The organism is Glycomyces xiaoerkulensis (genome assembly GCF_002798405.1).
GTDB lineage: Bacteria > Actinomycetota > Actinomycetes > Mycobacteriales > Micromonosporaceae > Glycomyces > Glycomyces xiaoerkulensis.
Map to the genome: position 1 here is coordinate 116,300 of NZ_PGGV01000003.1, position 25,403 is coordinate 141,702.

Here is a 25,403-nt window from a genome sequence, read left to right on the forward strand (position 1 = left end):
AGCAGTCGCCCTATACGCCTTGGTCGTCGGCCGTCGAACCGAGGTGCTCGAAGACCTCGTGCAGATCGATGTCCCAGTCGTCCTTGTCGCCGCTCCAGCGTTCGAAGACTCGTTCGGCGCCCGCTGCGAGGTCTTCGGGAAGCCCGGCTTCCCGCAGCGCGGCGGCGATCTCGTGCATCTCGGGCGCCCATCGCCAAGCGCGAGCGGCGAGGCTCGGCAGGTATCCGGGCTGGGCGAGGGCCGATGGCCCCATGCGGTCGGCCTCCGACCGGAGTTCTTCGCGGACGCCGTGGCGATCGGCCAGCGCGTGGGACACGGCGGCGAGCGCCCGTGAGGCCTTCTGGAACGACGCGAACGACAGCTTCAACGCCGAAGCCTCGCCGACCTCGGGCCCGATCTGGCGGGCCTCCACCAAGGTGCCGGTGAACAACTGCGCCACTTCGCGAGCGAGGTCTTCGGCGAAGGCCGGCGGGCACACCGAGAGCACCAAGCTCACCCGATCGAGCAGCTCGGGGAGAGTACGGGTGGAGTCCGGGCCCGACGCTTGCGCTCGCTGAACGGTGGCCTCGCTCCGGCCGGCGGGGCGCCACAGGACCCGGGCACCGCGCCTGCGGGCCTGCGCCGCGACGGCGGCCCCCATCCGGCCGGGGTGGAGGATTCCGATCACCGTTGCGGCTACGCCCTTCTCGGTCGGATCGTCGACGGCCCGCCCGCAGGCGTCGAACGCCCGAAGCGGGGTTCGACATGCTCGCCACTGTACCGGCCGACCGGCGTCGGCTTCCTGTGCGGCGGAGCCCGACCGGCCGCAGCGGTGACCCTCGCCCTCATCAACGCCCGTCGCGAGCGTTTCGATGTCGAGCTGCCGTCGCGCGCCTCATGCGCGAGATGGACCGTCGGGCGGGCCTCCGTCTTGGTAACAGATTCTTAACGTCAGCGGTGTCGATTGACAATATAAATGACGAGGAGTAGCGTCAGAAATCACATGAAGAGTGTTAACTTCATGTGAGATTTAACAGAGACCAGCAGTGCGCTACATGAGGCACCGGGATGACCAGGGCTGGGACGCCCGCGCCGCCCCCGCGTCTGCGATGACCGAGCCAATGGAGGAATGTGTCATGCGAGCAGTTGTCTTCGACGAAGCAGGCGAACTCGCCCGGGTCGACCGTCCCGAACCGGCCCCCGGCCCGAAGGAGGTCGTGGTCGAGACCGCCGCCGTAGGCGTGTGCGGCACCGACACCCACGTCTTCGACGGCGAGTTCGAGGGGACCGTCTACCCGCTGGTTCCCGGGCATGAGGCCACCGGAGTCGTCGTCGCCGTCGGATCGGAGGTGACCACCCTCTCCTCCGGCGACCACGTGGCCGTCAACCCCTCCACCACCTGCGGGGAGTGCGAGTTCTGCGCCAACGGCAAGTCGAACCTGTGCCGAGAGTGGAACGGACTGGGAGTCGTCGCCTCCGACGGCGCCGCCCAGGAACGGTTCACCGCCCCCGTGCAGAACGTCTACAAGCTGCGCCCGGAGACGGACCTCTACCAGGCCGCTCTCATCGAGCCGCTCGCCTGCGCCATCCGCGCCTACGACCGCCTGCCGCGTCGCATGGGCGACCACTACCTGATCTACGGCGCAGGCACGATGGGCCTGATCATGGCCCAACTGGCTCCCCGCGCCGGTGCGGCGAGCGTGACCGTCGTCGACATCAACGAAGCGCGTTTGAAGACTGCTCGCGAGCTCGGGTTCGAGCACGTGCTGACCAGCGCCGACCGGGCCGAGCGCGATCGGTGGGACGTGATCGTCGATTGCACCGGGGCCGTACCGGCGATCGAGGACGCCCTGCCGAGGGTCAAGGCCGGCGGCACCTTCCAGCACTTCGGCGTCGCACCGGCCGAAGCCGGCGCGGACTACTCGCCCTTCCGCGTCTATCGCGACGAGATCAGCATCGTCGGCACCATGGCCGTCCTGAACTCCTTCGGCCGGGCCGTGGAGATGTTCGAGGCCGAGGCCATCAATCCCGCCCCGATGATCAGCCACTCCTTCACGCTCGACGACTATCCGAAGGCGCTGGAGCTGTTCCGTCAGGGCAAAGGCCGCAAGCTCCAGATCCGCCCGGGCGACACCGTCTCCCGCGTCCTGCTCTGAGAGCGCGGCTCCCCACCCTTCGATAGGAGACACAGCATGTCCCAGCAGAGCAGCGCGCGACGGCGCCGCTTGCGCTCCGTCCGCCGGATCGTCCTGCCGATCGGCGTCGCAGCCCTTCTCCTCGGCATGGCCATGGACATCACCGTATTGACCACCGACGAAGCGGCCGACGCCGGCGAGCCGGACTTCGACGCGGAGGAGTACGCCGACGAGCACTTCGACGCGATCGTCGAGCAGATCATCGAACGGGCCGTGCCCGCCGAAGAGCTCGCGGCCGCCGTCGCGGCCGACGTCGACGCGGCCGGTGAGGAGTACGGCGCCCGTGCCGACGACACCGCCGCCTGGACGTTCCCGGTGGCCTTCGAGGGCACCGTCGGCGAGGCGGACGCCGTCAACGGCACCGCACCGGTCGAGGTCGAAGGTATCCCGGACGGGCAGGAGGTCATCGTCCAATTCGGCCCGATCATCAACGGCTCCGCCCTGCGCGACGTCACCGGCGAGGTCCACCTCGGCAGCTTCCGGAACCAGATGGAGTACCAATCGGTGGCCACCGAGCTGAACACCCATGTGCGGGAGAACGTCGTCGCCGACCTCGACGCCGCGGAGATCGAGGCCGCCACCGTCACCGTCGTGGGGGCCTTCTCCCGCGCCCCGGGCGGATCCTGGCTCGTGACCCCCGTCCTGGTGGAGGTGAACTGATGGTCGCCACGCAGGCCGCCGCACCGACGACCACCGACGTCGTCCTGCATGCCACCGGCATCACCAAACGCTACGGCGGCGTCGACGCCCTCAAGGGCGTCGACTTCGAGATCCGGCCCGGCGCGGTCACCACGCTCTTCGGCGAGAACGGGGCCGGCAAATCGACGCTGATGAAGATCATCTCCGGCGTCGAACAGCCCACCTCGGGCACCCTCGAACTCGATGGAGCACCGGTCCGCTTCGGCTCCTCCGACGACGCCCTCGACAAGGGCATCGCCATCATCCACCAGGAGCTCAACCTCGCCCCCAACCTCAGCGTCCGCGACAACATCTTCCTCGGCCGCGAGCTCCTCACGCCCTTCGGATCGGTGGACCGCTCCGCCGAGGACGAGGTGGTGCGCACTCTGATGGAACGACTCGAGGAAGACCTCGACCCTGCCACCAAGGTGGCCGACCTGCGCCTTGGCCAGCAGCAGATCGTCGAGATCGCCGGGGCGCTCGCCGCCGACGCGCGCGTCCTCATCATGGACGAGCCCACCTCCGCACTCAGCGCCAGCGAGGTCGAAGTCCTCTTCAAGGTCATCGAGGACCTCAAGGCCGACGGCGTCGCGATCGTCTACATTTCCCACCACCTCGAGGAGGCGCTGCACGTCACCGACCGAGCGGTGGTCCTCCGCGACGGCGAGCTCGTCGCCCAGGACGAGGTGCGCCACATCGACCTCGCCTGGGTCGTGGAGAAGATGGTCGGCGCCGCCGACGAGGAGGTCTTCGCCAGCCTCGATCCGAATCCGGGCGAGGTCGTGCTGGGCGTCTCCGACCTCGTCGTCGCCGACCCGCAGGCCCCCGAACGCAACGTCGTCGACCACGTCTCGCTCGAGGTGCGGGCCGGCGAGATCGTGTGCGTCTACGGCCTCATGGGGGCCGGGCGAACCGAGCTCATGGAGGCGGTCGCCGGTCGCATGCCCGTGGTCGCCGGACAGGTCACCCTCCAGGGGCGGGACGTCGGCGGCCTGAACGTCCGCGACCGGATCGACCTCGGCCTCGGCCTGGTGCCCGAGGACCGCCAGCGCGACGGGCTCGTCCCGCAGCTTTCGGTCGGCCGGAACATGTCCCTGGCCAGCATCGGCGACTTCGTGCGCGGGATCTTCCTGTCGGGCCGCATCGAGAACGGCCGGATCGAGGCGGGCATCGCCAAGACCCGGGTGAAGACCTCCTCGCCGAACGCCCCGGTCGGCTCGCTCTCCGGCGGGAACCAGCAGAAGGCCGTGATCAGCAAGATGCTGCTCACCGAGCCGAACGTGCTCCTGCTCGACGAACCCACCCGGGGCATCGACGTCGGTGCCCGCGCCGAGATCTACTCCCTGCTCGCCCAGCAGGCGCAGCAAGGGCTCGGCGTCCTGTACGTCACCAGCGAGATCGGCGAGGCCATCACCGGCTCGAACCGCCTCGTCGTCATGCACAAGGGGCGCCTGGTCGCCGAGTTCGACTCCCGCAAGGTCGACCGGCACACCGTGATGGCCGCCTCCGGAGAGAACGCCGATCTGGCCGGGGAAACGGCCGAGAACGAGATGGGAGCCAGCCGATGAGCGCTCAGCCGGGAGCGGGGCTCTTTCGCGCCCGCACCGAGAAGATCAACTGGAACGCGGTATTCCTCGAAGGACGCGCGCTCATCGCCCTGATCCTCATCGTCGTCATCTTCGCGTCGATGTCGGACCACTACCTGACGGCGACGAACCTCCTGTCGATGACGCGGCACGTGGCCTTCAACGCGGTGCTGGCGCTGGGCATGCTGATGGTGATCCTGCACGGGGGCATCGACCTGTCGGTCGGATCGACCGTCGGACTCTCGGGAGTCGTCGCCGGCTCGCTGCTGCAGGGCCTCGACCTCTCCCTGTTCGACATCGTCGCCTACCCGGCCGTGTGGGTCGTGGTCGTCGTCGCGGTCGCGGTCGGCGCGCTGGCGGGGTACGTGAACGGTTTGATGGTCACCAGATTCCGGGTGGCGCCGTTCGTCGCCACCCTCGGCATGATGTACATGGCGCGCGGCGCCGCGATGCTCATCGCCGACGGCCGCACCTTCCCTGAGCTGCAAGGCGACCCCGAACTCGGCAACACCGGCTTCTCGGCGATCGGCAACGGGCGGCTCCTCGGGATCCCGATGGGCGTGTGGATCATGATCGGCGTCGCGGTCCTGGTCGCGATCCTGCTCACCCGCACCCCGTTCGGGCGCTGGCTCTACTCCATCGGAGGCAACTCCCGCGCGGCGGAACTCTCCGGCGTCCCGGTGGGACGCGTGGTCCGTTCGGTCTACGTCATCTCGGGCATGTGCGCCGCGCTCGTGGGCCTCATCCTCGCCTCGGAACTGACCGCGGCCACCCCGCAGACGGGGCAGATGTACGAGCTCAACGCCATCGCCGCCGTCGTCATCGGCGGCGCGGCCCTCTCCGGCGGCCGGGGCACCGTGCGCGGGACGCTGATCGGCGCCTTCGTCATCGGCTTCCTCACCGACGGTCTCGTCATCGTCGGCGTCTCCGAATTCTGGCAGATGGTCATCACCGGCGCGGTCATCGTCGCCGCGGTAGCCCTCGACCAGTTCCAACAGCGACTCAACCACACCCGGCGCGGACCGGGCAAGCCCGGCTCGGGCGCGAGGCCCGCGACGAAACCCGCCGAAGACAAGGCGGCGGCGAGCGCGACGGTCAGCAATTGATCACTCCCGCCGTGAACCTCTCAATCAGGAAAGGCAATACCATGAATCGCAAGCTCATCACCGGCATCGTCGCCGGGTCCGTCCTCGCCGTCACGGCGGCGTGCGGGGGCGGCGGCGACACGGGAAGCGACGACGCGCCCAATCCCGATCCGGAGGCGGTCGAGGGCGGTTACGTCCCGGTCATCTCGGTCGAACTGGCCAACCCCTACTGGGACACCGAGGCCGAGACCGCTCGGACCGCACTCGAGGGACTGGGTTACGAGACGGACGTCTTCCAGCACGAGAACGACCCGCAGCGCCAGAACGAGCTGATCGACACCGCCGTCTCCCAGGACGCGGTGGCCATCGTCCTCGATCCGGCCGGGGCCGACGAGTCCATCGGCGCGGTCCAGCGCGCCACCGACGCGGACATTCCGGTCTTCCTGATCAACGCCGAGATCAACGAGGAAGGCATCGCGCTCTCCCAGATCGTGGCGAACAACGCCCAGGGCGCCGCCGCGGGGGCGCAGTACTTCGCCGAGCGGATGGGCGGTGAGGGCACCTACGTCGAGCTCTACGGCAATCCGACCGACAACAACGCCCCGGTGCGGTCGACCGCCTACGAGGAGACCCTCGCCCAGTACACGGACATGGAGCTCCTCCAGCGGGAGACCGCGAACTGGAGTCGCGAGGAGGGATATCAGGCCATGCAGAACCTGCTCACCGCCCACCCCGACATCGACGGCGTGCTCTCGGGCAACGACGAGATGGCGCTCGGGGCCATCGCCGCGATCGAGTCGGCCGGCCTCACCCCGGGCGAGGACATCCTCGTCATGGGCTTCGACGGCTCTCCCGACGCGGTCGCCGCGATCGAGGAGGGCAAGCTCCTCGGCACCGTTCTCCAGCCCATCGTGTCGGCCACCGAGATGCTGGTGGAGCAGCTTCACACTTATCTCACCGAGGGCGAGACCGGTACCGACCAGGAGAAGCAGGCCGTCGACTGCGTCCTGATCACTCCGGACAACATCGACCGGTACACGACGTTCGCTCTCGAGTGATCCACGGTGCCGGGCCTTCGCGGGCCCGGCACCGCCGACGGTCCTGCGGAGGAGACCATGACTTACCTTTTGAACGACCCGGCCCGTTTCGCGGACGAGCTGATCGAGGGCTTCGTCGCGGCCCACCCTTCCTGGGTGCAGGCCGTCCCCGGCGGCGTCGTGCGAGCCACCCGGGTGCCCGACGGCGAGGTGGCCGTCGTGATCGGCGGCGGCTCCGGCCACTATCCGGCCTTCGCCGGGCTCGTCGGTCCCGGCCTCGCCCACGGGGCGGCCATGGGGAACGTGTTCGCCTCGCCTTCGGCCGAGCAGGTCTACACCGTCGCCAGGGCCGCTTCGGCCGGCGGCGGCATCCTGTTCGCGTACGGCAACTACGCCGGCGACGTCCTCAACTTCGACCTGGCCCAGGAGCGGCTGCGCGCCGAAGGGATCGATTGCAGGACCGTGGTCGTCACCGACGACGTCTCCTCCGCCCCGCCCGAACAGCGGGACGAGCGCCGGGGCATCGTCGGCGACCTGGTGGTCTTCAAGGCGGCCGGCCAGGCCGCCGAGGCCGGCCTGCCGCTGGACGAGGTCCGCGACCTGGCCGACCGCGCCAATGAGCGCACCCGCTCGTTCGGCGTCGCCTTCTCCGGGTGCACCTTGCCCGGCGCCGATGGGCCCCTCTTCACCGTCCCCGAGGGGCGCATGGGCGTCGGCATGGGCATCCACGGCGAGCCGGGCATCGGCGAGGAGGAGGTGCCCAGCGCCGACGACCTCGCCGAGCGACTGGTGCGGACGCTGCTGGCCGAGGCCCCCGCGGACGCCGGAGACCGTGTGGCCCCGGTACTCAACGGATTGGGGGCGGTCAAGTACGAGGAACTCTTCGTCCTCTACCGCCGTGTGGCCCGACTGCTGGCCGAGGCCGGTCTCGAGGCGGTGGAACCGGACGTCGGCGAGTTCTGCACGAGCTTCCAGATGGCGGGCCTGTCGCTGACCCTGACCTGGCTCGACGAGGACCTCGAGCGCGCCTGGCGCGGTCCGGCCGATACCCCCGGCTATCGCAAAGGGCCTATGCCCGCCCGCGAACGGCGCGGCACCGCTGAAATCGCCGCCGCCATCGAACTGCAGATCCCGGATTCCGATGAGGACTCCCGCGCCGCCGCGAAGGCGGCGGCGACGGCGCTCGCCGCGGCCGCCGCCGTCATCGACGACGGCGCGGTCGAACTCGGACGCCTGGACGCCGTCGCCGGTGACGGCGACCACGGTATCGGGATGCGGCGCGGCGCCACCGCCGCGGCCGAGCGCGCCCGAAAGGCCGTGGCGCTCGGGGCCGGCGCCGCCACCACTCTGCGGCTGGCCGGCGACGCCTGGGCGCATCGGGCCGGCGGCACGTCCGGCGCCCTGTGGGGCCTGATCCTGCAATCGCTCGGCGGGGAGCTCGCCGACTCCGGTCGCCCCGGGCCCGCACAGGTGGTCGCCGGAGTCCGCGAGGCGGAGACGCAGGTCGCCCGTTACGGCGGTGCCCGGCGCGGGGACAAGACGTTGCTGGACGCGCTCGGCCCGTTCGCCGACGCCCTCGAGTCCGCAGTGGCGGGAGGGGACCGAATCGCCGTGGCCTGGCCGCGTGCCGCCGTCGCTGCCGAGGCGGGTGCGCGAGCCACCGCGGACCTACTGCCCCGCAAGGGGCGGGCCAGGCCGCACGCCGAGAACAGCCTCGGGACGCCCGATCCGGGCGCCGTGTCCCTGGCCTCGGTCGCCCGTGCGGTGGGAGAGGTTCTCACCGACGACCCGAAAGGAGAGCACGATGAGTGAGGCATGGCGCATCGTCGTCGGCAGCGACGACGCGGGGTACCGCTACAAGGAGGCGCTCAAACGCGACCTTGAGACCAGCGACCTCGTCGCCGAGGTCGTCGATGTCGGCGTCGACGAGGGAGGCGACTCGCCGTACCCGGCCGTCGCCGTGACCGCCGCCGAACGGGTGGCGCGCGGCGAGGCCGACCGGGCCCTGCTCGTCTGCGGGACCGGGCTGGGCGTCGCCGTCGCCGCCAACAAGGTTCCCGGCATCCGCGCGGTGACCGCCCACGACGGCTTCTCCGTCGAGCGCAGCGTGCTGAGCAACGACGCCCAGGTGCTGTGTTTCGGTGAACGGGTGGTCGGCCTTGAACTGGCGCGCCGCCTCGCCCGCGAATGGCTGACCTACCGCTTCGACAGCTCCAGCGCCTCCGCCGCGAAGGTGGCCGTCATCGGCCGGTACGAGTCGGACCGGGCATGCGAGTGACGGCCCGGTTCATGGGAGTGAGCCTGAAGATGTACTTCGACCACGAACGCACCGTCGCGTGGGCCAAGGACGTCGCCGCTCTCGCCGAAACCCACCCCGCGGTGCGCGACGGGCACGTCGAGCTCGTCGTGCTGCCCTCCCACACCTCCCTGCCCGACCTCGGACCGATCGCCGGCGGAGCCGGCATCGCACTCGGAGCGCAGGACGTTGCCGAGCACGACTCCGGCCCCTACACCGGCGAGGTCTCCGCGGCCAGCCTGTCCCAGGTCGGTTGCCGCTACGCGGAAGTCGGCCACGCCGAGCGGCGCGCCCGCCACGGCGAGGACGACGCGGTCGCGGGCCGTAAGGCCGCCGCCGCCTGGCGGCACGGGCTGGTCCCCATCCTCTGCGTGGGCGAGGAGCGGCGGGTCGGGACCGATGCGGCCGTCGAGCACTGCCTCGCGCAGGTGCGCGCCGCGGTGGCACACGCCGGGGCGGAGGCATCCGGCGAGCTGGTGGTGGCCTATGAGCCGGTGTGGGCGATCGGCTCGACGCACGCCGCCTCGGCCGAGCGTGTCGCCGTCGTCGCCGGGGCCCTGCGGGAGCTGCTCGCCGACCACCCGGCGGTGACCTCGGCCCGCGTCATCTACGGCGGCAGCGCCGGGCCGGGCGTGCTGACTGAGCTGGACGGTGCGGTGGACGGACTTTTCCTGGGGCGCTTCGCGCACGACCCTCGCACGCTGAGTAGCGTCTTGGACGAGACCGTCGAGCACATCGGGTGATACGGAGGTCGTTGTGACCAGTCAGGGCAGTACGTGGCCGGCGTCGTCGGGCTCGGGGCGGCAGTCGCGCCAGGCCGAACGGCAACAGGAGATCACGGACGTGGTGATCGCCGAGGGCACCGTGCGGATCGACGACCTGGCCGAACGGTTCGGTATCTCGGCGATGACCGTCCACCGCGACCTCGACGAGCTCGAGGCGCGCGGACTGCTGCGCAAGTCCCGGGGCATGGCGACGGCGATGTCGACGAGCCTGATCGAGTCCAGCGACGTCTACCGGTTGGCACGGCAGAACCAGGAGAAGGAGGAGGTCGCCCGGGCGGCCCTCGACTACATCGAGCCGGGCCAGGCGATCTTCCTGGACGACTCGACCACGGTGCTGCGGTTGGCGCAGCACCTGCACCGCAAGACGCCGCTGACGGTGATCACCAACGTGCTCACTCACCTCAACGGGCTCAACGGGGTGCGAGACATCTCGCTGATCGCGCTCGGCGGAGACTACCACAACTGGTGCAGCGCGTTCATGGGACGGATGACGCTGGAGGCGATCGCGCGGCTCCGGGCGGACACCTTCATCATGTCGACCGCGGCGATCACCGACGACATGTGCTTCCACCAGTCGCCGGAGACGGTGGACGTCAAGCGGGCGATGTTCGAGTCCTCGAAGCGGCGGATCCTGCTGGTGGACCACACGAAGTTCGAACGGCGGGCGCTGCACGCGCTGGTGCGTCTAGAGGAGTACGACCTGGTGGTCGTCGACTCCAAGACCGACGAGGCGCACATATCCCGCATGGAGGCGCAGGGCATCAACGTCCTGGTCGCACCTCGAGCGGGACACACCGAGAGAAGGCGCTCCGAGGACTGACGGTGACGACCGACCGTGGCATCGCTCGGATGTCCGACTCCAGGACCGGTCGGCGCTTCGACCGTCCTGTTCCGGAGCCGTCGGCGGGCTCCGGTCCCGGCCGCGTATCGACGAGAGCCGTGCCGGGCATCGGCGCCGCCGGTGATCCTGCCGGGCGCCGCTGCTCCTTCCTCTGCTTTGGCGAGCTAAGGTGCATTCGTGTTCGTCAAGATCTGCGGACTGACCGAGTCCGAACACGTCGCCGCGGCAGCCGAGTCCGGCGCCGACGCGGTCGGCTTCCTGCTGAGCCCCAGTCCCCGGCGGGTGACCCCGGAACGCGCGCGCGAGCTGGCCTCGGCGGTCCCGCCGGGCGTGCTCACCGTCGGCGTGTTCGCCGGTGTACCGGTCGAAACGATCCGGAGGGACGCCGCGGACGCTGGCGTCGGGGCCGTCCAGTTGCACGGCGACTACCGGCGGGAGGACTTCGAGGCCCTGGCCGACTTCCCGGCCGAGCGGATCCGGGCGGTCCCGGCCGCCCTGCTCGGCGAGGTAGCGTTCGGCGCCTTCGGCGAGGACTACCTGATCGTCGACTCGCCGCGGCCGGGCTCGGGCGAGACCTGGGACTGGAACGGCCTGCAGCCGCGCCCGGACGGCAGGTGGATGCTGGCGGGCGGGCTCGATCCCGACCTCGTGGCCGCGGCGATCGAGCAGGCCCGGCCGTGGGGGGTCGACGTCTCCTCTGGAGTCGAGGCCCGGCGCGGGGTCAAAGACCCCGGACTCATCGCCCGATTCGTCGCCAACGCCAAGGGCACCGGCTCGTAGGCCCTATCCGTCTGTGGGCCCCGAGCGCGGCAGCCCGTCCGCGACCGCGAGCCGCGCGAGCGCGGCCGTGGCCGCCTCGCGCAGTCCGGCGTCCGCGGCCAGGTCCCGGTGGCTCACCCGCGCACCCAGCGCCCGCGACACCAGCCCGAGCGCCGCGTCCTGGCCGCCTGCGGGTATCGGTCGGCCGGATCTGTCGCCGATGACGCCGTGCCGGCCGGCGTACAACCGGACACCGGGAACCGTCCGACCGGCCGCCGTGCGGACCGGGTACGACTCGGAGGCCGGGACCTCGACGCGTTCGTAGTTCGGTTCGGTGGCGTCGACCAGTTCGAGCTGTGCCTCTTCGAGCCACTGCAGGTGGAATTCGTTCGTCCGTCCCTCGGAGCTCACGGGCGCGTAGGGCACGTAGCCCGGCGCCGACACATGGGCCGAGAAGCAGGCGGCCACACCGGTCACCGCCACCGGCGTCGTCGGTACCGCCCAGTGGTCCAGCGGTTCGAGTTTCCGTCGCATCTGGGCCGCCGATGCGTTGGACCCGACCGCGAGCACCGGCGTCCGGGACCGGATCGGTGCGGCGCCCAGGCGATGGAGGACCGCGTCGAGCTCCTCGGGGCCGGCCGTCTCCCAGAGCCGGTCTCCGGTCAGCACGCACGTCCGCGGCGGCGGTTCGCCGGGATAGGACGCGGGCCGGTCGATCGGGGCCTTGGGTGGGAAATCCATCGCCGTGCTCCTTACACCGCGTCGTTCAGTCGGGGACCAGGCCGTTGCGGTAGGCCCACACCACCGTCTGGACCCGGTCGCGTGCGCCCACTTTGGCCATGGCGCGACCCAGATGGGACTTGACGGTGCTGGGCTCGACGAACAGCTCCCGGGCGATCTCGGCGTTCGACATGCCGCGGGCCAGCAGGAGCACGATCTCGGTCTCCCTGCCGGTGAGCAACTCGGCGGCTCCGGGATCGGGTGCGGGCCGCTTCCTGCGGCGGGAGAACTCGGCGATGACCCGCCGCGTCACGGCCTGGTCGACCAGGCCCTCGCCGTCGGCGAGTCTCCTGACCGCGTGGACCAGGTCCTCGGGCTCGCAGTCCTTGAGGATGAAGCCGCCGGCCCCGGCCTCGAGCGCCCCGAACACGTAGTCGTCGAGATCGAAGGTGGTCACCACCAGGACCGCCGGGAGCTCCCCGTCGCGTTCGGCGGCGATCCGCCTGGTGGCCGCGATCCCGTCGCCTCCGGGCATGCGCACGTCCATGCAGATGACGTCCGGCCGGAGGCGGGCCGCGGCGGCCACGGCCGAGGTCCCGTCCGACGCCTCCCCGACCACCTCGATGTCGGCCGCCTCCTCCAACAGCACCCGGTATCCGGCGCGGACCACCGCCTGGTCGTCGACGAGCAGCACTCCGATCATCGCCCCACTCCCGTCTCGAGTTCGCCTTCCTCGGTCTCCGGTACGGGCAGATCCACCCGGACCCGCCAGCCGCCTTCGCCGGTCGGTCCGGCCTCGAGCCCGGCACCGACCAGCTCGGCGCGCTCGCGCATCCCGACCAGTCCGGATCCGCCGCCGCCGACGTCGGCCAGTTCGCCTCGCGCCGACGGGCCGTTGACCACCTCCAGCGTCACGCCCCGGTCGCCGTGGTCGAGACTGACCGCCACCGGCGCCCCCGGTGCGTGCTGCCTGGCGTTGGCCAAGGCCTGCTGGGCGATCCGGTACAGCGAGATGTCGGCGATCGGCGGCGGCCGCAGCGGTTCGCCCCGGCACTCGTACGCCACCGCCGACCCCAGCCCGCGCGCCTCCTCCACCAGCGCCGGCAGCATCGAGAGCCCGGGCACGGGACCGTCGCCGTCCCCGCCGCCGTCGTGCTCCCGCAGCAGTCCCACGACCTGCCGGAGGTTCTCCAGGGTCGCCTTGCCCTGCGAGCGGATCCACGCCGCCCCCGACTTCGCCGAGGCGGTGTCGCGGTCGATGAGCCGCTCCACCGCCGCCGCCTGGACGACCATGCCCGACAGGTGGTGCGCGGCCACATCGTGGAGTTCGCGGGCGATCCGGCTCCGCTCGGCGCCGAGGGCGGCCTCGGCCCGCTCCCGGTGGGACCGGATCGCCGCCGCCGCCCGCTCGCGCTCGAGGGCGCGCTGCCGCCGCCTGGAGGCAGCGTAGGCGCCCGCGAACGCGATGAGCCCGTAGGTCAGCACGCTCGAGGTCGCGTGGTCGGTGATCGTCGCCGGCGCGTAGCCCCCGTCCCGGGCCAGCGCGGTCGCGGCGGCCGCCGCCGACTCGGTCAGGACCGCCGCGGCGACCGCGGCGGCGGTGGCACGTACGGGCCGTGCGGCCGCGACGGTGTAGGTCGCGATCATGGGGCCGAGCCCGTGGGTCATGATGTCGGGCGCGGTGACGATGACCGGAACCTGGCAGACGACGATCGCCGCCAGACACAGCGCGGGGCGGGTCCGCCGCAGGCACAGCAGCAGCGCCTGGACGCATCCGATCGCGGTCACGGCCCGTGCCTGGGCGGCGGTGAGGTCGACGCCGGGGTCGCGCATCGCGGCGGGGGCGAGCGCCCAGAACAGCACCAGGCTGACCAGCGCCGCCGCCACCGCCAGCGCGGCGTCCTGGGCGAACGTCCCCTTCGCGCCGGCCCGGGCCAACAGGTCGTCGAGCCGTTCGCCGAGGGTCGGTGGGGCCGTCGCGGACTGTTCGAGGCCTCCGGTCATGCGGTCCATCCTTTCCCAGCCCCGCGGTTCCGCGGCGGCCGCACCGGTCAGTAAGTGATGTCCGGCGAGAGCAACTGGAACTCGACGGCGAAGCCCGCGACTCCCGCGAGGGCCAGCAGCATGAGCACGCCGGCGGCCACGGGCCGCCAGCCGGCCCTCCGGCGGAGGTCGCCGACGGCCTTGACGAGGGCGGGGATCACGCCCAGCAGCCCGACCACCTGGAGCGCCTGCACCCCGCGGATGGCCGCCGGCGGGGCGTCCTGGAGGCCCATGATCGTCAGGAAGATCGCGACCCAACCGGCGAGCGCCAGCAGGCTGGAGGCGGCCGCGACGCGGATGAGCACCCGGTGGAGGCGTCGGCCGCGCTCGGGGGCGGGGCGACGGCGGATCCTGCGGTAGAGGGCGCCGAACGGCCAGGCGAGCAGTCCGATCAGGAGGACCGCTGCGGAGCCGAGGAGGACCGGCAGCCCGAGGGCGCGCTCGGCCGCCAGCGGGAGGAAGGCGAAGGCGTTCTCCATCACGATGGCGGTGACCTCGCCGTCCTCGACCCGCATCGCGATCCGGTCCTCGCCGGAGGAGTCCTGCCACAGGTGGTCGCCGATCTGTTCGTAGGCGGTCGGTTCGCCGGTGATCGGGCTGCGGTCCAGATACAGGCGGCCGTCGTCCAGGACGCCGAACTCGAAGTTCTGCACCACCTGGACGGAGGTGAGGAAGTTGCTCTCGAAGCCTCGCGACAGCACGTAGGTGCCGGCGGCCGCTTCGGCGTTGCGCCGCATGGTCTCGGTGTCGACGGTCTCGACCGGGGCCCCCGTTTCGGCAGGGAAGTAGCGGTCGGCGAAGGCGTGGACGAAGTCCCGGCGCAGGGTGTTGACGTTGGCCTCTGCGTTGCCGCTGCTGTTGAGCGAGATGAAGACGCCGGCGGCGTCGTCGGGGTAGAGGCGCATTTCGGTGTGGAACTGGTTGGTGTCACCGCCGTGGCTGACGATGCGGTGGCCGTTGCGGTCGCTCTGGAAGTAGCCCAGGGCCATCCGCGGCGCTTCGGCGAGGCCGCCGAGGCTCTCGGAGGTGAGCGCCGCGGCGAACATCTGCTCGCGGGTCCGGTCGGCGAGCAGCGACCGCTCGTCGGGGAGCGCTCCGACCTGCTCGATCATGAACCGGGTCATGTCGTCGGCCGTGGTCGAGACCGATCCGGCGGGCGGCATGCTGACGACCTCGAAGGGCTCGGCCGGGCCGGAGTCGCCCAGGTACCCGTTCGACATCCGGTCGCTCAGGTCGGCCGGCAGCGGCTGGCGGAATGTCGAGGAGTCCATGCCGAGCGGTTCGAAGAGGTTGCCATCGGTGTAGTCCTCGAAGGACTCGCCGCTCACGCGTTCGACGATGTATCCGGCGAGGGCGTTGCCGTAGTTGGAGTACGCGGGCGTCGTGCCGGGCCGGTAGATCTGGGCGGGCGGGTCGGTCGCGAGCACCGCGCGCAGGTCGGCCGAGGCGTCGCCGGAGTCCATGAGGGCGCCGAGGCGCTCTTCGAAGCCGGCGGTGTGGGACAGCAGGTGCCGCAGGGTGACGTCGTCGTCGAATCCGCGCTCGAACTCGAAGTCGAGGTACTCGGAGACGTCGGCGTCGAGGTCGACCTCGCCCCGCTCGACCAGTTGCATCACGGCGTTGGCGGTGAAGACCTTGGACACCGAGCCGATGCGGAAGAGGGTCCGCTCGGGGTCGACCTCGACGTCCGCGGCGAGGTCGGCGTGGCCGAAGCCGCGGGTGGTGACCACCTCGCCCTCGCCCACGACCGCGACGGCGGCGCCGACGATGCCGGCGGCCTCCAGCTCGGGGGCCAGTGCCTCGTCGATCCAGGCGTCGACGTTCCGCGGGGTCAGCGGCTCCGGTGCGGCGGGCCGACCGGTCTCGCGCTCGGCGAAATCGTGGTCGGCCTGGCCGCATGCGGAAGTGACCGCGACGATCGCGGCGGTCCCGAGCGCGGCGCCGGCTCGGGTCGCGATGCGGCCGCGCTTGCGCCGGTGCTCGGTTTCGATGGCGGGCATGTTCGCTCCTGTCGAGTCCGTCCTGTGGGGAATCCGTTGAACGCCTTGCTGACCGGCGAGGGCGACCGGTGCGTTCGAACGGGACAATCCTGTCCCGGCACAGGGCGGCGCGACGACCGGCGCGAGTCGGAATTCCGTTTGCGACCTTTGGGGGAGGGACGCTGGCCGCAGGTCGGTGACCGTCCTGAGCTCGCCGGTCAGGCGGCCGGGGGAGGGCAGGCGGTCATGGCGAGTTCGGCCACCGCCGTCAGCTATTGATCGATCATTCAAGAAAAAGGGGGAAATCGATGCACGACCTGACCGGAAAGATCGCGCTCGTCACCGGAGGCGCCGGCCGGTCCGCCTCGAACTCGCGCGGGGCGAAGGCATCAAAGGACCGGGTCGGATCGGGTGTTCGGCCAATTGGGCCGCGGCCGCAGGAGCCATAGGGTGGGCAGATGTACTCCTCAGATCTCCAATTGAAGATTCGCGTCGAGGGCATGCCGCCCGCCAAGCGGGAAGCGCTCTCGATGTTCAGTCCGCAGCATCCCCACCGAGACCGGTTGGCCGCGTTGCGCCGCGCCGCCCGCGAGGCCATGAGCACCGGAGTGTTCGACCCGTTCAGCCGCATCGACAGGATCGGGATGGAGGTCATCGTGGCCAACTCGGTCGGCGAGGTGTACGATGCCGCGGACTATCTGGGAGGCATAGCCGATGCGCTGCAGCCGCCTCCGTTGAACGTCCCAGACCTGAGCCACCTGGGCGATCTGGCCGACGTCACGGTCTACCCCGATGACGGCATGATCCACCGGGTCCAGTTCGAGCTGGTCGACGCGAAGTCGTCGGCGTACGAGGTCCGGCTCTGGAAAATCTGAACCGCGGCCGCCGGGCCGCCCCGGCCGCTAGACCGCCTCGCACACGCGGCCGTTGCCGTAGACCTCGATCGTCGGCGGCGGCTCGCTCGGCCCGGCGACCATGAAGCCGACCCGGACGGTGCCGCCGACGGGGACCGTGGTGTTCCACCGGAGACCGGTCATCTCGGCGGTGGAGCCGTTCTGCGTCCACTCGGCGTTCCAGGCCGTCCGGATCTCCTGGCCACCGGGGAAGGTGACGACGATCCGCCATTCGTGCAGGTCCTCGACCAGCGGGGTGATGTCGACTTCTCCCACGTAGCCGTTCTCCCATGCCGAGGAGACGACGAACTCGTACTGGCAGTAGGGCTCGTCCTCCTCGGGGACGACGGGCTCGTAGAGCTGATTGGAGTCCTCGAGGCAGCGAGCGATGAGCCCTTCGGTGTCGAAGGCGCAGACCCGCGCCACCACATAGTGGATGTCCACCGCGGAGCCGGGATCACTGGGCAGGAGGGTGTCGAACTCCGTCGTGCCCGGGACCGGGGAGACCGGAACCTCGTATTCCTCCACCACCGAATCGTGGTGGTTCAGGGCGAACACGACTCGCAGGTCCTCCCGGGGCAGGTCGATCGGGTCGCAGGTGCCGTCGGACTCGGCGAGTTCGGTGGCGGCCGTTCCGTCCACGCTCACCCGCTCGGTGCCGACCCACCGCAGCGCCGCCTCCACCGTGGCCCGGTGGCAGGCGTCGGGCAGGACGAACTCGTAGGAGTACGACTGCGCTTCACCGAGGTCGCCTTCGCGGTACACGGTGAACTCGTCGCCGCAGCGGTCGCTCCAGGTCGAGCCGTCGCTGCGCCGCTCCTGGCACACCGCCACGGCGACGCGGTCGATCGGACCGGTCGCGGTCGGCGAGGTGAGGTCGAACCGGTAGTCGTGCGAGGATCCGTCCGCCCCGAACGGCTCGATGTGCCCGGCGACGGCTGACTCGCCCACGTAAGCGGTGAACTCGATGTGCCGGTCGGCCGGAATCACTGGCAGGCAGTATCCCGGGGCGCCGGGCGTCATGAGCACCAGGGCCTCGCCCGAGACCGCCACGCGGTAGTCCTCCTCGGCGGGGTGAGTGGAGACCCATCGAGCCTCGCCGGTCGTCTGGAAGAGGGTGCAGCCGTCCTCTCCGAGGTCGTCGGCCTCGAATGAGCGCGGCGGCGGTTCGGGGTGCTCGGCGCCGGCCGGGCTTGCGGCCGTGGCGGCCAGAAGCAACCCGGCGGCGAGGGCGAAGCCGATGCGGAACAAAGTGGACAAGCGGGCGCGTGCCGCGGAAGTCCAGATCTGGAAGCGCTCCCAGTCGAGCGCGTGCGTCCCTCGGGTCATTGCATCCTCCATGAGGCTCTAAATCGATGGATATAAATATCCCAGCACGTATGTCTACAGTCAACCCCGGTCGGGCCGGGCGGCGTCGCGGGTCAGGTGCGGAACGTCCGGCGGTAGGCGTCCGGAGGGACGCCGAGTCGCCGACTGAAGTGGCGGTGCAGCGTGGTGGCGGTGCCCATACCGGTACGCGAGGCGATCTGCTCGACGGTCAGGTCCGAGGTCTCCAGCAGCTCCCGGGCGCGCCCGACCCGCTGTGTGAGCAACCATCGCAGCGGCGTAGTCCCGGTCACCGCATTGAAGTGCCGCGCCAGATTGCGTGGACTCATACCGGCCCGGCGCGCCAGGTCGCGCACGGTCAGGGGACGGTCGAGGCGCTCGAGGGTCCAGGAGATGAGGTCGGCGAGGACGTGGTCCCTGCCGTGGGAGACCGCCGCCGGGATGAACTGGGCCTGACCGCCCGGCCGGTGCGGAGGCACCACGAGGCTGCGCGCCAAGGCGTTGGCCACCGCGGCCCCGTGGTCCTTGCGCACCAGATGCAGGCAGAGGTCCAGACCGGCGGCCTTGCCGGCCGAGGTCAGCACGTCGCCCTCGTCGATGTAGAGCACGTCCGGATCGACCCGCACGTCGGGGTACCGGTCGCGCAGCAGCGACGTGTGCGCCCAGTGCGTGGTCGCGCGCCGTCCGTCGAGCAGCCCGGCCTCGGCGAGCACGAACGCTCCCGTGCACAGCGACGCCACCCGGGCGCCGCCCCGGTGGGCCGCGCGAACGGCGTCGACCAGCGCCGGTGGAGGCGCTTCGAGGTCGTGGCAGGAGGGAACGATCACGGTGTCGGCTCGCGGAAGCGCCGCCAGGCCGGGTGCGATGCCCGCCGTCAGCCAGCCGCCGACCCGCGCCCCGTCCTCGCCGCAGACGGTGAAGTCGTACCAGGAGTCGGACAGCCCTCGGTCGGGGCCGAACACCTCGCAGGCGGCGGCGAGCTCGAACAGCGGGGTGCCGTCGGCGACGGCGAGGGCTATCGAGGGCATGTCCGAAACTGTACGGGACACGTCGCCTCGGACACTGGTGGCGGAGCGCCGTCCGGGCGATGCTGGGCGCCATGAACGAACGAGTAGCGATCATGGGCGCGACGGGTCATACGGGCGGTTTCGTCGCGGCCGAACTGCATCGGCGGGGTCTGACGCCGGTTCCCTGCGGACGCTCCACCGACCTGGACCGGGCTTTCCGCGGTGCCGACGCGGTGATCAACTGCGCCGGGCCGTTCGCGAGCACGGCCGATCCGGTGATCGGGTCCGCGATCGGCGCCGGGATCCCCTATCTCGACGTCACCGCCGAGCTGGAGGCGGTGACCGACATCTTCGACCGGTACGCGGGGGCCGGCATTCCGATCGCACCGGCGGCCGCGTTCTTCGGCGGCCTGGGGGACCTGCTCGCCACCGCGGCGATGGGCCGGTGGCCGGCCGCCGAACGGCTCACCATCGCCTACGCGCTGAGCGGTTGGCGCCCTACCCCCGGCACCCGGGCGACCGGTCGTGTCTCGGCCGAACGCCGGGGCGGCCGGCGGATCGTCTACAGCGGGCGCCGACTCCGGTTCCGGACGCGGGAGGCGCCCCGCACGGAGTGGTCCTTCCCGGCGCCGATCGGGTCCCGGCCGGTGGTCGGGGAGTTCACGACGGCCGACAGTGCGACCATTCCGACGCACCTGGATACACCGGAGATCGCCACGTACATGTCAAGCAACGCCGTCGACGACCTGCACGCGGCCGACGACTCGGGTCCGACCGCGGTGGACGAGCGGGGCCGGTCGGCGCAGACGTTCCTGGTCGAGGTCGTCGCGAGTTCGGAGGGGACCGAACGCCGCGCCTCCGCCGCCGGCCGGGACATCTACGCGGTCACCGCCCCGCTGGTGGTCGAGGCGGCGGTGCGGGTGCTGTCCGGGGAGGGCGACGCCGCCGGGGTCGCCTCGGTCGGCGCGCGTTTCGAAGCGAAGGACTTCCTGCATTCGCTCGCCCCCGAGCACCTGACTCTCGAGTAGGCGGTGGCGCAGCGACCGAACGGCCGGGCCCGGCTAGCGTTCGAGCGCCTCCAGGCGGTCGCCGGCGGTGGTCGGCGCGGCGGCGTGCTCGTCGATGGCCGACCACGGGTCGGCCTTCTGCGCGAGCCGTTTGGCGATCGTGGCGGCGGTGTGGCCGTTCGGCGTGGACCGCCCGAGCTCGTTCCAGTCCAGCGGGGTGGCCACCGGGGCCCCGCGCCGGGAGCGCAGCGAGTAGGGGGTGATGAACGTCTGCCCGTAGGCGTTGCGGTTGACATCGAGGAAGATCCGGTCGCCGCGGCGCTCCTTCCGGTGCGCGGTGGTCAGCAGATCGGGGTCGCGCTCGGCGAGATGGTCGGCGATGCCGGCGGCCAGGTCGCGGACGAAACCGAAATCGGAGGACCGGTCGAGCGGCGAGACCACGTGGAAACCGCGTCCGCCGGTGGCCTGCACGAACGCGGTCAGTCCGAGCTCGCCGTACAGGTCCCGCAGTCGGCGCGCGATCCGGCGCAGCGTGTCCACCTCGGCGCCCGGAGGCGGGTCGATGTCGATCACCAGCCGGTCGGGATGATCCGGTTTGTCTATGGTGGACAGCCAGACGTGGAACTCGATGGTGGCCTGGTTGGCCAGGTACACCATCGTAGCCGCGTCGTCGCACACCACGTGATCGACCGAGCCGCCGGCGCGCTGCGGCATCTCGACCACGCGCAGCCATTCGGGGAAGTGGTCCGACGCCTCCTTCTGGTAGAAACCGTCGGCGTCGATCCCGTCCGGGTAGCGGCGCATCGTCAGCGGCCGGCCGGCGAGGTGCGGGAGCATCGCGTCGGCGACCGACCGGTAGTGCTCGATCACGTCGCCCTTGGCGAGGTGGTCGTCGGGGAAGAGCTCCTTGTCGAGTTTGGATAGGTCGATGTCACGGTCGGCTACGCGGATCGTGCGTGAAGCCATGTCAGCTCCTCTCCCTCCGGACGTCCGCCGCCGGCTTGTCGATGCGCTCCCCGAGGTAGCGCGGGTGGCGCAGCATCCCGCCGCCGTACTCGCCTTCGGGGATCCGGCCCTCGAACCCGGTGTAGTCCAGCGGGTGGTCATCGGTGCGCTTCGCGAGCCGCTTGTCCGAGGGGTCGACCGAGGGGCCCTTCGGCACCGCCCAGGACACCAGAACGTCGCCGATCTGCAGCCGGAAGTCGAAGTGCGGCGTGGAGGCGTCGTGGCGCTGGATCACGAACCGGTCGCCGTCGCCGGGCCCCTGCCCGCCGGACGGCTCTCCGGAGCGGGACGGGTCCCGCTTCGACCGGTATTCCTCCAGCCTGTCGCCGCGTGCCACGGTGCGGAAGATACCCGGATCGCGACGTGGGCAAACGGATCCCTTGCGCGCCGCGGTCCCCGGTGACCGGTGCGGTCACGGGTTGGTCGCGAGGTAGACGGTGTTGGAGGCCCGGCCGCCGGTGAGCGGGTTGTCGAACCAGATCCGCTCGGCCGCGACGTCGGTGAAGACGGCCTCCAGCACGGCGGTGTACTCGTCCTCGGGCGGCTCGTCGGACCACAGCGCGAAGGTGCCGCCGGGGACGAGCCGGGCGGCCACCGCGCGCATGCCGCCGAGACCGTAGAAGGAGGAGTGGGAATGGTGGAGGACGCGGCGCGGGGCGTGGTCGATGTCGAGCAGGATCGCGTCGTGGCGCCGCTCGGGCTCGTCGGGGAAGAAGCCCTCGGGGCCGGTCACGGCGGCGAAGAAGTCGCCGTGGACGAGGTCGACCTGCGGGTCGGCGGCCAGCCCGGCGGTGTCGGGGATCAGCTCGCGCTCGTGCCATTCGATGACGGCCTCGGAGTATTCGACCACCGTGAGCGTCTCCACCCGGGGGTCCTCCAGGGCGGCGACGGCGGTGTAGCCGAGGCCGAGGCCGCCCACGACGACGTCGAAGTGGTCGCCGGGCGTGCGGGCCAGCGCGAGCTCGGCCAGTTGTGTCTCGGCGGCGGTGAACAGGCTCGACATCAGGAATTCGTCGTCGAGTTTCACCTCGTACACGTCGGTTTTGACCACCGGGTCGAACCTGCGTCGCAGGCTGAACTCTCCCATGGGAGTCGACTGCCAGTCCAGTTCCTCGAAGGCGTGCATCCCCCCATCGAACCAGCCGGGAGCGCCCGCTCCGCACCGCCCCGCGCCCGCGCGGGCCCGGGCGTCGTCGCGACCCGGTGCAGTGGCTCTATGCACACAGCGCGAGCTGCTGAAACATATTTGTTGTCGTCATTGACAAATAGCTGCGGCGATGATTAGCCTCACGTTCGAACCCTCAACATTCAAGGAGCTACCGAAATGAGCGACGCAACCGCCATCCGCGGCGACCGCGGTGAGATGCTGGTCTCGACCGCCAGGGTCTTCACCGACCGTGCCGCCAGCTACGCCGACCTGCTCGCGCGCCACCTGGGGCGCAAGGTCGCCGTGGAGTCCCTGCCCGGCGGATACCGGATGGACTTCGGCTTCGGCGAAGGACTGCTCAACTACGGCCCCGACGGCCTGTCGCTCCTGGTCAGCGCCGGTGACGGCGCCTCGCTCACCCATCTGCGGGACGCCATCGGCGTCCACCTCGAACGCTTCGGCCACCGCGACAACCTGCGGGTGGCCTGGCGCTGACCGCGCCCGGCGGGAATAGGCCGGGACCGCTCATCGTTCAAGTAGATGCAAACGCATATACATCGGTCCGCCGAGGCGGACGGAACGGGAGCCACGATGCAGTTCGGAATCTTCTCGGTCAGCGACATCACGCGGGACCCCGTGTCCGGCGTGACGCCGACCGAGGCGGAGCGGATCGACGCGATCGTCCGGATCGCGCGCAAGGCCGACGAGGTCGGGATGGACGTGTTCGCCATCGGCGAGCACCACAACCCGCCGTTCTTCTCCTCGTCGCCGACCACGCTGCTGGCCAACATCGCCGCCCAGACCGAGCGGTTGATCCTCACCACCGCGACCACGCTCATCACCACCAACGACCCGGTGCGCATTGCCGAGGAGTACGCGATGCTCCAGCACCTGTCGCAGGGCCGGATGGACCTCATGATCGGCCGCGGCAACACCGCGCCGGTCTACCCGTGGTTCGGCCAGGACATCCGCCAAGGACTGCCGCTGGCGCTGGAGAACTACAACCTCCTGCACCGGCTCTGGCGTGAGGACGTGGTGGATTGGGAAGGCCAGTTCCGCACGCCCCTGCAGGGCTTCACCTCGGTGCCCCGGCCCCTGGACGACGTGCCGCCGTTCGTCTGGCACGGCTCGATCCGGACCCCGGAGATCGCCGAGCAGGCCGCCTTCTACGGCAACGGCTTCTTCGCCAACCACATCTTCTGGCCCACCTCGCACTCGCTGCGGCTGATCGACTTCTACCGCCAGCGGTTCGAACACTACGGCCACGGCACGAAGAAGCAGGCCGTCGTCGGACTCGGCGGCCAGGCCTACATCGCCAAGCGCTCGCAGGACGCCTATAAGGAGTTCCGGCCCTACTTCGACGAGGCACCCGTCTACGGCCACGGCCCGTCGCTGGAGGACTTCAGCACCATGACGCCGCTGTCGGTCGGCAGCCCGCAGGAGGTCATCGACAAGACCCTGACCTTCCACGACTCCTTCGGCGACTACCAGCGCCAACTGTTCCTGATGGACCACGCCGGCCTGCCGCTGAAGACCGTCCTCGAGCAGCTCGACCTGCTCGGCGAGGAGGTCATCCCGGTCCTGCGCAAGGAACTGGACGCCCGGCGCGACCCGGAGTCGGCACCCGCGCCGACGCACCGGGGCCTGACCGAGGCCAAGTACGGTGACAGGCCGGTACGCCGGCCGCGGCCCAACGCCAACCGCGGCGACAACGTCACCGGCGCCTCGCCCTACCAGGACAGCGACGCCGAGGCCACCTATCCCAGCCTGACCTGAGAAGGACGACATGACCCGCACCAGCAGCCGACTGGCCAACGACGCGTGGGAGGCACTGCTCACCGCGCACGCCGCGCTCATCAAGCATCTCGCCGCCGACCGGATCTGGCACGAGGTCACCATGCGCGAGTACGACGTGCTCTACACACTGTCCAAGTGCGACCGACCGACCCGGATCGGCGAGCTCAACCGCAACGTCCTGCTCAGCCAGCCCGCGCTGTCGCGACTGGTCGAGCGGCTCGCCGAACGGGGCCTGATCGAACGCTCCGCCGATCCCGCCGACGGCCGCGGCGTCCGGCTCTCGCTCACCGAGGCCGGCCGCCTGCAGCAGCGCCGCGTCGGCGGCCGCCACGCCGTCGGCGTCGCCCGCGCGGTGGCCGCCGAACTCAGCGAAGAGGAGATGCGGCAGCTCGAGGCGATCTGCCGCAAACTCTCCGGCGCCGACCGCGCCGCCGGACCGGACCGCAACGACACCGCCACGAGCGAACCCGAGGAAGTCACCACATGAACGACCAGACGCACGACCCGGCCCCGTCCGGCCGCGACCCCGCCGAGCCGTTCCGGCTGGTGGTGGTGAGCGGCGGCGTCAGCGACCCGTCGTCGACCCGGATGCTGGCCGACCGCATCGCAGGACGCGTCGCCGACCGCGCCCGCGAGCGCGGCGAGCAGGTGGCCGTCGACGTGGTCGACCTGCGCGAACTGGCCTCCGAGATCTCGACGGCGCTGGTGTCCCAGCTCATGGGGCCGAAGATGACCCGGGCGGTCGAGCTGCTCGGCGGCGCCGACGGCGTCGTCGCCAGCGCCCCGGTCTACAAGGCGGCCCCGAGCGGCCTGTTCAGCTCCTTCTTCCACGTGCTGGACAGCGACCTGCTCATCGCCAAACCGGTGGTACCGGCCGCCACCGCCGGCACCGCCCGGCACGCCCTGGTCGTCGACGAGCAGATGCGGTCGCTCTTCGCCTACATGCGCGCGATGACGGTGCCGACCTCCGTGTTCGCCGCCGGCGAGGACTGGAACGACAGCGAGCTGAACCGGCGGATCGACCGCGCCGCCATCGAGATGCTGCTGCTGATGGAGAGCGGCTTCGCCGAGCAGGTCCGCAGCGAGTCCTGGAAGAGCTACCAGCACCGGTACGGCAGCGCCGGCGGCACCGAACTGGACATCGACCTGAGCACCGACCTGATGCGGCTGGCCGCCGGCGGCTCGGCCGGTCCCCGCCGCGACGGGCCCGAAAGCTCCTAGAATCGCGGAAGAGGACA

General features: G+C 70.9%; 25 protein-coding genes and 1 pseudogene. 16 read left to right on the forward strand and 10 right to left on the reverse strand.

Annotated elements, in window-relative coordinates; all coding sequences use genetic code 11:
* Nucleotides 1-10: 10 nt before the first annotated feature.
* Nucleotides 11-667, reverse strand: a complete 657-nt coding sequence (locus CUT39_RS00450) for a DUF1932 domain-containing protein (RefSeq protein WP_198586758.1) — start codon at nucleotides 665-667, stop codon at nucleotides 11-13.
* Between the two features lie 448 nt (nucleotides 668-1,115).
* Between CUT39_RS00450 and CUT39_RS00455 the strand changes: the two genes are divergently transcribed.
* The 10 genes from CUT39_RS00455 (at nucleotide 1,116) to CUT39_RS00500 (ending at nucleotide 11,262) form a co-directional block, all read left to right on the forward strand.
* Entirely contained in the window at nucleotides 1,116-2,135 is a 1,020-nt protein-coding gene (locus CUT39_RS00455; RefSeq protein ID WP_100443978.1) for a zinc-dependent alcohol dehydrogenase family protein, read from the forward strand.
* A 36-nt stretch (nucleotides 2,136-2,171) separates the two neighbouring features.
* The gene (locus CUT39_RS00460) at nucleotides 2,172-2,834 is read left to right on the forward strand and encodes a DUF2291 family protein (RefSeq protein ID WP_100443979.1); all 663 of its coding nucleotides are present in this window, start codon (nucleotides 2,172-2,174) and stop codon (nucleotides 2,832-2,834) included.
* On the forward strand, nucleotides 2,834-4,420 hold the full coding sequence (locus tag CUT39_RS00465; protein ID WP_100443980.1) for a sugar ABC transporter ATP-binding protein: 1,587 nt from the start codon (nucleotides 2,834-2,836) through the stop codon (nucleotides 4,418-4,420). Before CUT39_RS00460 ends, CUT39_RS00465 begins: the two co-directional genes overlap by 1 nt.
* Entirely contained in the window at nucleotides 4,417-5,544 is a 1,128-nt protein-coding gene (locus CUT39_RS00470; protein WP_100443981.1) for an ABC transporter permease, read from the forward strand. The genes CUT39_RS00465 and CUT39_RS00470 overlap by 4 nt, the downstream gene beginning before the upstream one ends.
* A 41-nt stretch (nucleotides 5,545-5,585) precedes the next feature.
* A complete protein-coding gene (locus CUT39_RS00475; RefSeq protein WP_100443982.1) occupies nucleotides 5,586-6,581 on the forward strand; it encodes a D-ribose ABC transporter substrate-binding protein in 996 nt (331 codons plus the stop codon).
* A gap of 57 nt (nucleotides 6,582-6,638) precedes the next feature.
* Nucleotides 6,639-8,372: a dihydroxyacetone kinase family protein gene (locus tag CUT39_RS00480; protein ID WP_100443983.1), complete on the forward strand. Its 1,734-nt coding sequence runs from the start codon at nucleotides 6,639-6,641 to the stop codon at nucleotides 8,370-8,372.
* Nucleotides 8,365-8,838, forward strand: a complete 474-nt coding sequence (locus CUT39_RS00485) for a ribose-5-phosphate isomerase (RefSeq protein WP_100443984.1) — start codon at nucleotides 8,365-8,367, stop codon at nucleotides 8,836-8,838. The genes CUT39_RS00480 and CUT39_RS00485 overlap by 8 nt, the downstream gene beginning before the upstream one ends.
* Complete coding sequence (locus CUT39_RS00490) at nucleotides 8,829-9,599, forward strand: triose-phosphate isomerase family protein (protein WP_100443985.1); 771 nt, start codon at nucleotides 8,829-8,831, stop codon at nucleotides 9,597-9,599. The genes CUT39_RS00485 and CUT39_RS00490 overlap by 10 nt, the downstream gene beginning before the upstream one ends.
* A gap of 13 nt (nucleotides 9,600-9,612) precedes the next feature.
* Complete coding sequence (locus CUT39_RS00495) at nucleotides 9,613-10,461, forward strand: DeoR/GlpR family DNA-binding transcription regulator (protein WP_100443986.1); 849 nt, start codon at nucleotides 9,613-9,615, stop codon at nucleotides 10,459-10,461.
* Between the two features lie 198 nt (nucleotides 10,462-10,659).
* The gene (locus CUT39_RS00500) at nucleotides 10,660-11,262 is read left to right on the forward strand and encodes a phosphoribosylanthranilate isomerase (protein WP_100443987.1); all 603 of its coding nucleotides are present in this window, start codon (nucleotides 10,660-10,662) and stop codon (nucleotides 11,260-11,262) included.
* Between the two features lie 3 nt (nucleotides 11,263-11,265).
* On the opposite strand, the gene CUT39_RS00505 is transcribed toward CUT39_RS00500, so the two are convergent.
* The 4 genes from CUT39_RS00505 to CUT39_RS00520 are packed head-to-tail and all read right to left on the reverse strand — an operon-like array spanning nucleotide 11,266 to nucleotide 16,004.
* Nucleotides 11,266-11,982: a hypothetical protein gene (locus CUT39_RS00505; RefSeq protein WP_100443988.1), complete on the reverse strand. Its 717-nt coding sequence runs from the start codon at nucleotides 11,980-11,982 to the stop codon at nucleotides 11,266-11,268.
* Nucleotides 11,983-12,007: 25 nt separating this feature from the next.
* The gene (locus CUT39_RS00510) at nucleotides 12,008-12,664 is read right to left on the reverse strand and encodes a response regulator (protein ID WP_100443989.1); all 657 of its coding nucleotides are present in this window, start codon (nucleotides 12,662-12,664) and stop codon (nucleotides 12,008-12,010) included.
* Nucleotides 12,661-13,965, reverse strand: coding sequence for a sensor histidine kinase (locus CUT39_RS00515; protein ID WP_198586759.1), 1,305 nt, complete (start codon nucleotides 13,963-13,965; stop codon nucleotides 12,661-12,663). The genes CUT39_RS00510 and CUT39_RS00515 overlap by 4 nt, the downstream gene beginning before the upstream one ends.
* Nucleotides 13,966-14,012: 47 nt before the next feature.
* Complete coding sequence (locus CUT39_RS00520) at nucleotides 14,013-16,004, reverse strand: serine hydrolase domain-containing protein (protein WP_100443991.1); 1,992 nt, start codon at nucleotides 16,002-16,004, stop codon at nucleotides 14,013-14,015.
* A 437-nt stretch (nucleotides 16,005-16,441) separates the two neighbouring features.
* Between CUT39_RS00520 and CUT39_RS00525 the strand changes: the two genes are divergently transcribed.
* Nucleotides 16,442-16,858 carry a hypothetical protein gene (locus CUT39_RS00525; protein ID WP_157930406.1) on the forward strand — a complete coding sequence of 139 codons (417 nt, stop codon included), beginning with the start codon at nucleotides 16,442-16,444 and terminating at the stop codon, nucleotides 16,856-16,858.
* Nucleotides 16,859-16,885: 27 nt separating this feature from the next.
* On the opposite strand, the gene CUT39_RS00530 is transcribed toward CUT39_RS00525, so the two are convergent.
* Together CUT39_RS00530 and CUT39_RS00535 are read right to left on the reverse strand one after the other, a co-directional pair.
* On the reverse strand, nucleotides 16,886-18,205 hold the full coding sequence (locus CUT39_RS00530) for a cellulose binding domain-containing protein (RefSeq protein ID WP_100443993.1): 1,320 nt from the start codon (nucleotides 18,203-18,205) through the stop codon (nucleotides 16,886-16,888).
* Nucleotides 18,206-18,297: 92 nt separating this feature from the next.
* Nucleotides 18,298-19,230 carry a helix-turn-helix domain-containing protein gene (locus CUT39_RS00535; protein ID WP_100443994.1) on the reverse strand — a complete coding sequence of 311 codons (933 nt, stop codon included), beginning with the start codon at nucleotides 19,228-19,230 and terminating at the stop codon, nucleotides 18,298-18,300.
* A 71-nt stretch (nucleotides 19,231-19,301) separates the two neighbouring features.
* Here CUT39_RS00535 and CUT39_RS00540 point away from each other — a divergent pair, with 71 nt between their 5' ends.
* Entirely contained in the window at nucleotides 19,302-20,237 is a 936-nt protein-coding gene (locus CUT39_RS00540; RefSeq protein ID WP_198586760.1) for a saccharopine dehydrogenase family protein, read from the forward strand.
* Between the two features lie 33 nt (nucleotides 20,238-20,270).
* Here the strand turns inward: CUT39_RS00540 and ligD are convergent, their stop codons facing one another.
* From ligD to CUT39_RS00555, 3 genes and pseudogenes are all read right to left on the reverse strand, one after another.
* The gene (gene ligD, locus CUT39_RS00545; RefSeq protein WP_100443995.1) at nucleotides 20,271-21,182 is read right to left on the reverse strand and encodes a non-homologous end-joining DNA ligase; all 912 of its coding nucleotides are present in this window, start codon (nucleotides 21,180-21,182) and stop codon (nucleotides 20,271-20,273) included.
* Nucleotides 21,183-21,258: 76 nt separating this feature from the next.
* A pseudogene (locus CUT39_RS00550) lies at nucleotides 21,259-21,558 on the reverse strand (DNA polymerase ligase N-terminal domain-containing protein); the annotation flags it as partial.
* A 75-nt stretch (nucleotides 21,559-21,633) separates the two neighbouring features.
* Nucleotides 21,634-22,347, reverse strand: a complete 714-nt coding sequence (locus CUT39_RS00555) for a polyamine aminopropyltransferase (RefSeq protein WP_100443996.1) — start codon at nucleotides 22,345-22,347, stop codon at nucleotides 21,634-21,636.
* Nucleotides 22,348-22,545: 198 nt separating this feature from the next.
* On the opposite strand from CUT39_RS00555, the gene CUT39_RS00560 reads away from it, so the two are divergent.
* The 4 genes from CUT39_RS00560 to CUT39_RS00575 all read left to right on the forward strand — a co-directional run bounded on the left by CUT39_RS00560 (nucleotide 22,546) and on the right by CUT39_RS00575 (nucleotide 25,386).
* The gene (locus tag CUT39_RS00560; protein WP_100443997.1) at nucleotides 22,546-22,863 is read left to right on the forward strand and encodes a DUF2218 domain-containing protein; all 318 of its coding nucleotides are present in this window, start codon (nucleotides 22,546-22,548) and stop codon (nucleotides 22,861-22,863) included.
* A gap of 96 nt (nucleotides 22,864-22,959) precedes the next feature.
* Nucleotides 22,960-24,144, forward strand: coding sequence for an LLM class flavin-dependent oxidoreductase (locus tag CUT39_RS00565; protein WP_100443998.1), 1,185 nt, complete (start codon nucleotides 22,960-22,962; stop codon nucleotides 24,142-24,144).
* 10 nt (nucleotides 24,145-24,154) lie between these two features.
* Nucleotides 24,155-24,652, forward strand: coding sequence for a MarR family winged helix-turn-helix transcriptional regulator (locus tag CUT39_RS00570; protein WP_100443999.1), 498 nt, complete (start codon nucleotides 24,155-24,157; stop codon nucleotides 24,650-24,652).
* Complete coding sequence (locus tag CUT39_RS00575; RefSeq protein ID WP_100444000.1) at nucleotides 24,649-25,386, forward strand: CE1759 family FMN reductase; 738 nt, start codon at nucleotides 24,649-24,651, stop codon at nucleotides 25,384-25,386. Before CUT39_RS00570 ends, CUT39_RS00575 begins: the two co-directional genes overlap by 4 nt.
* The last annotated feature ends 17 nt before the right edge of the window (nucleotides 25,387-25,403 follow it).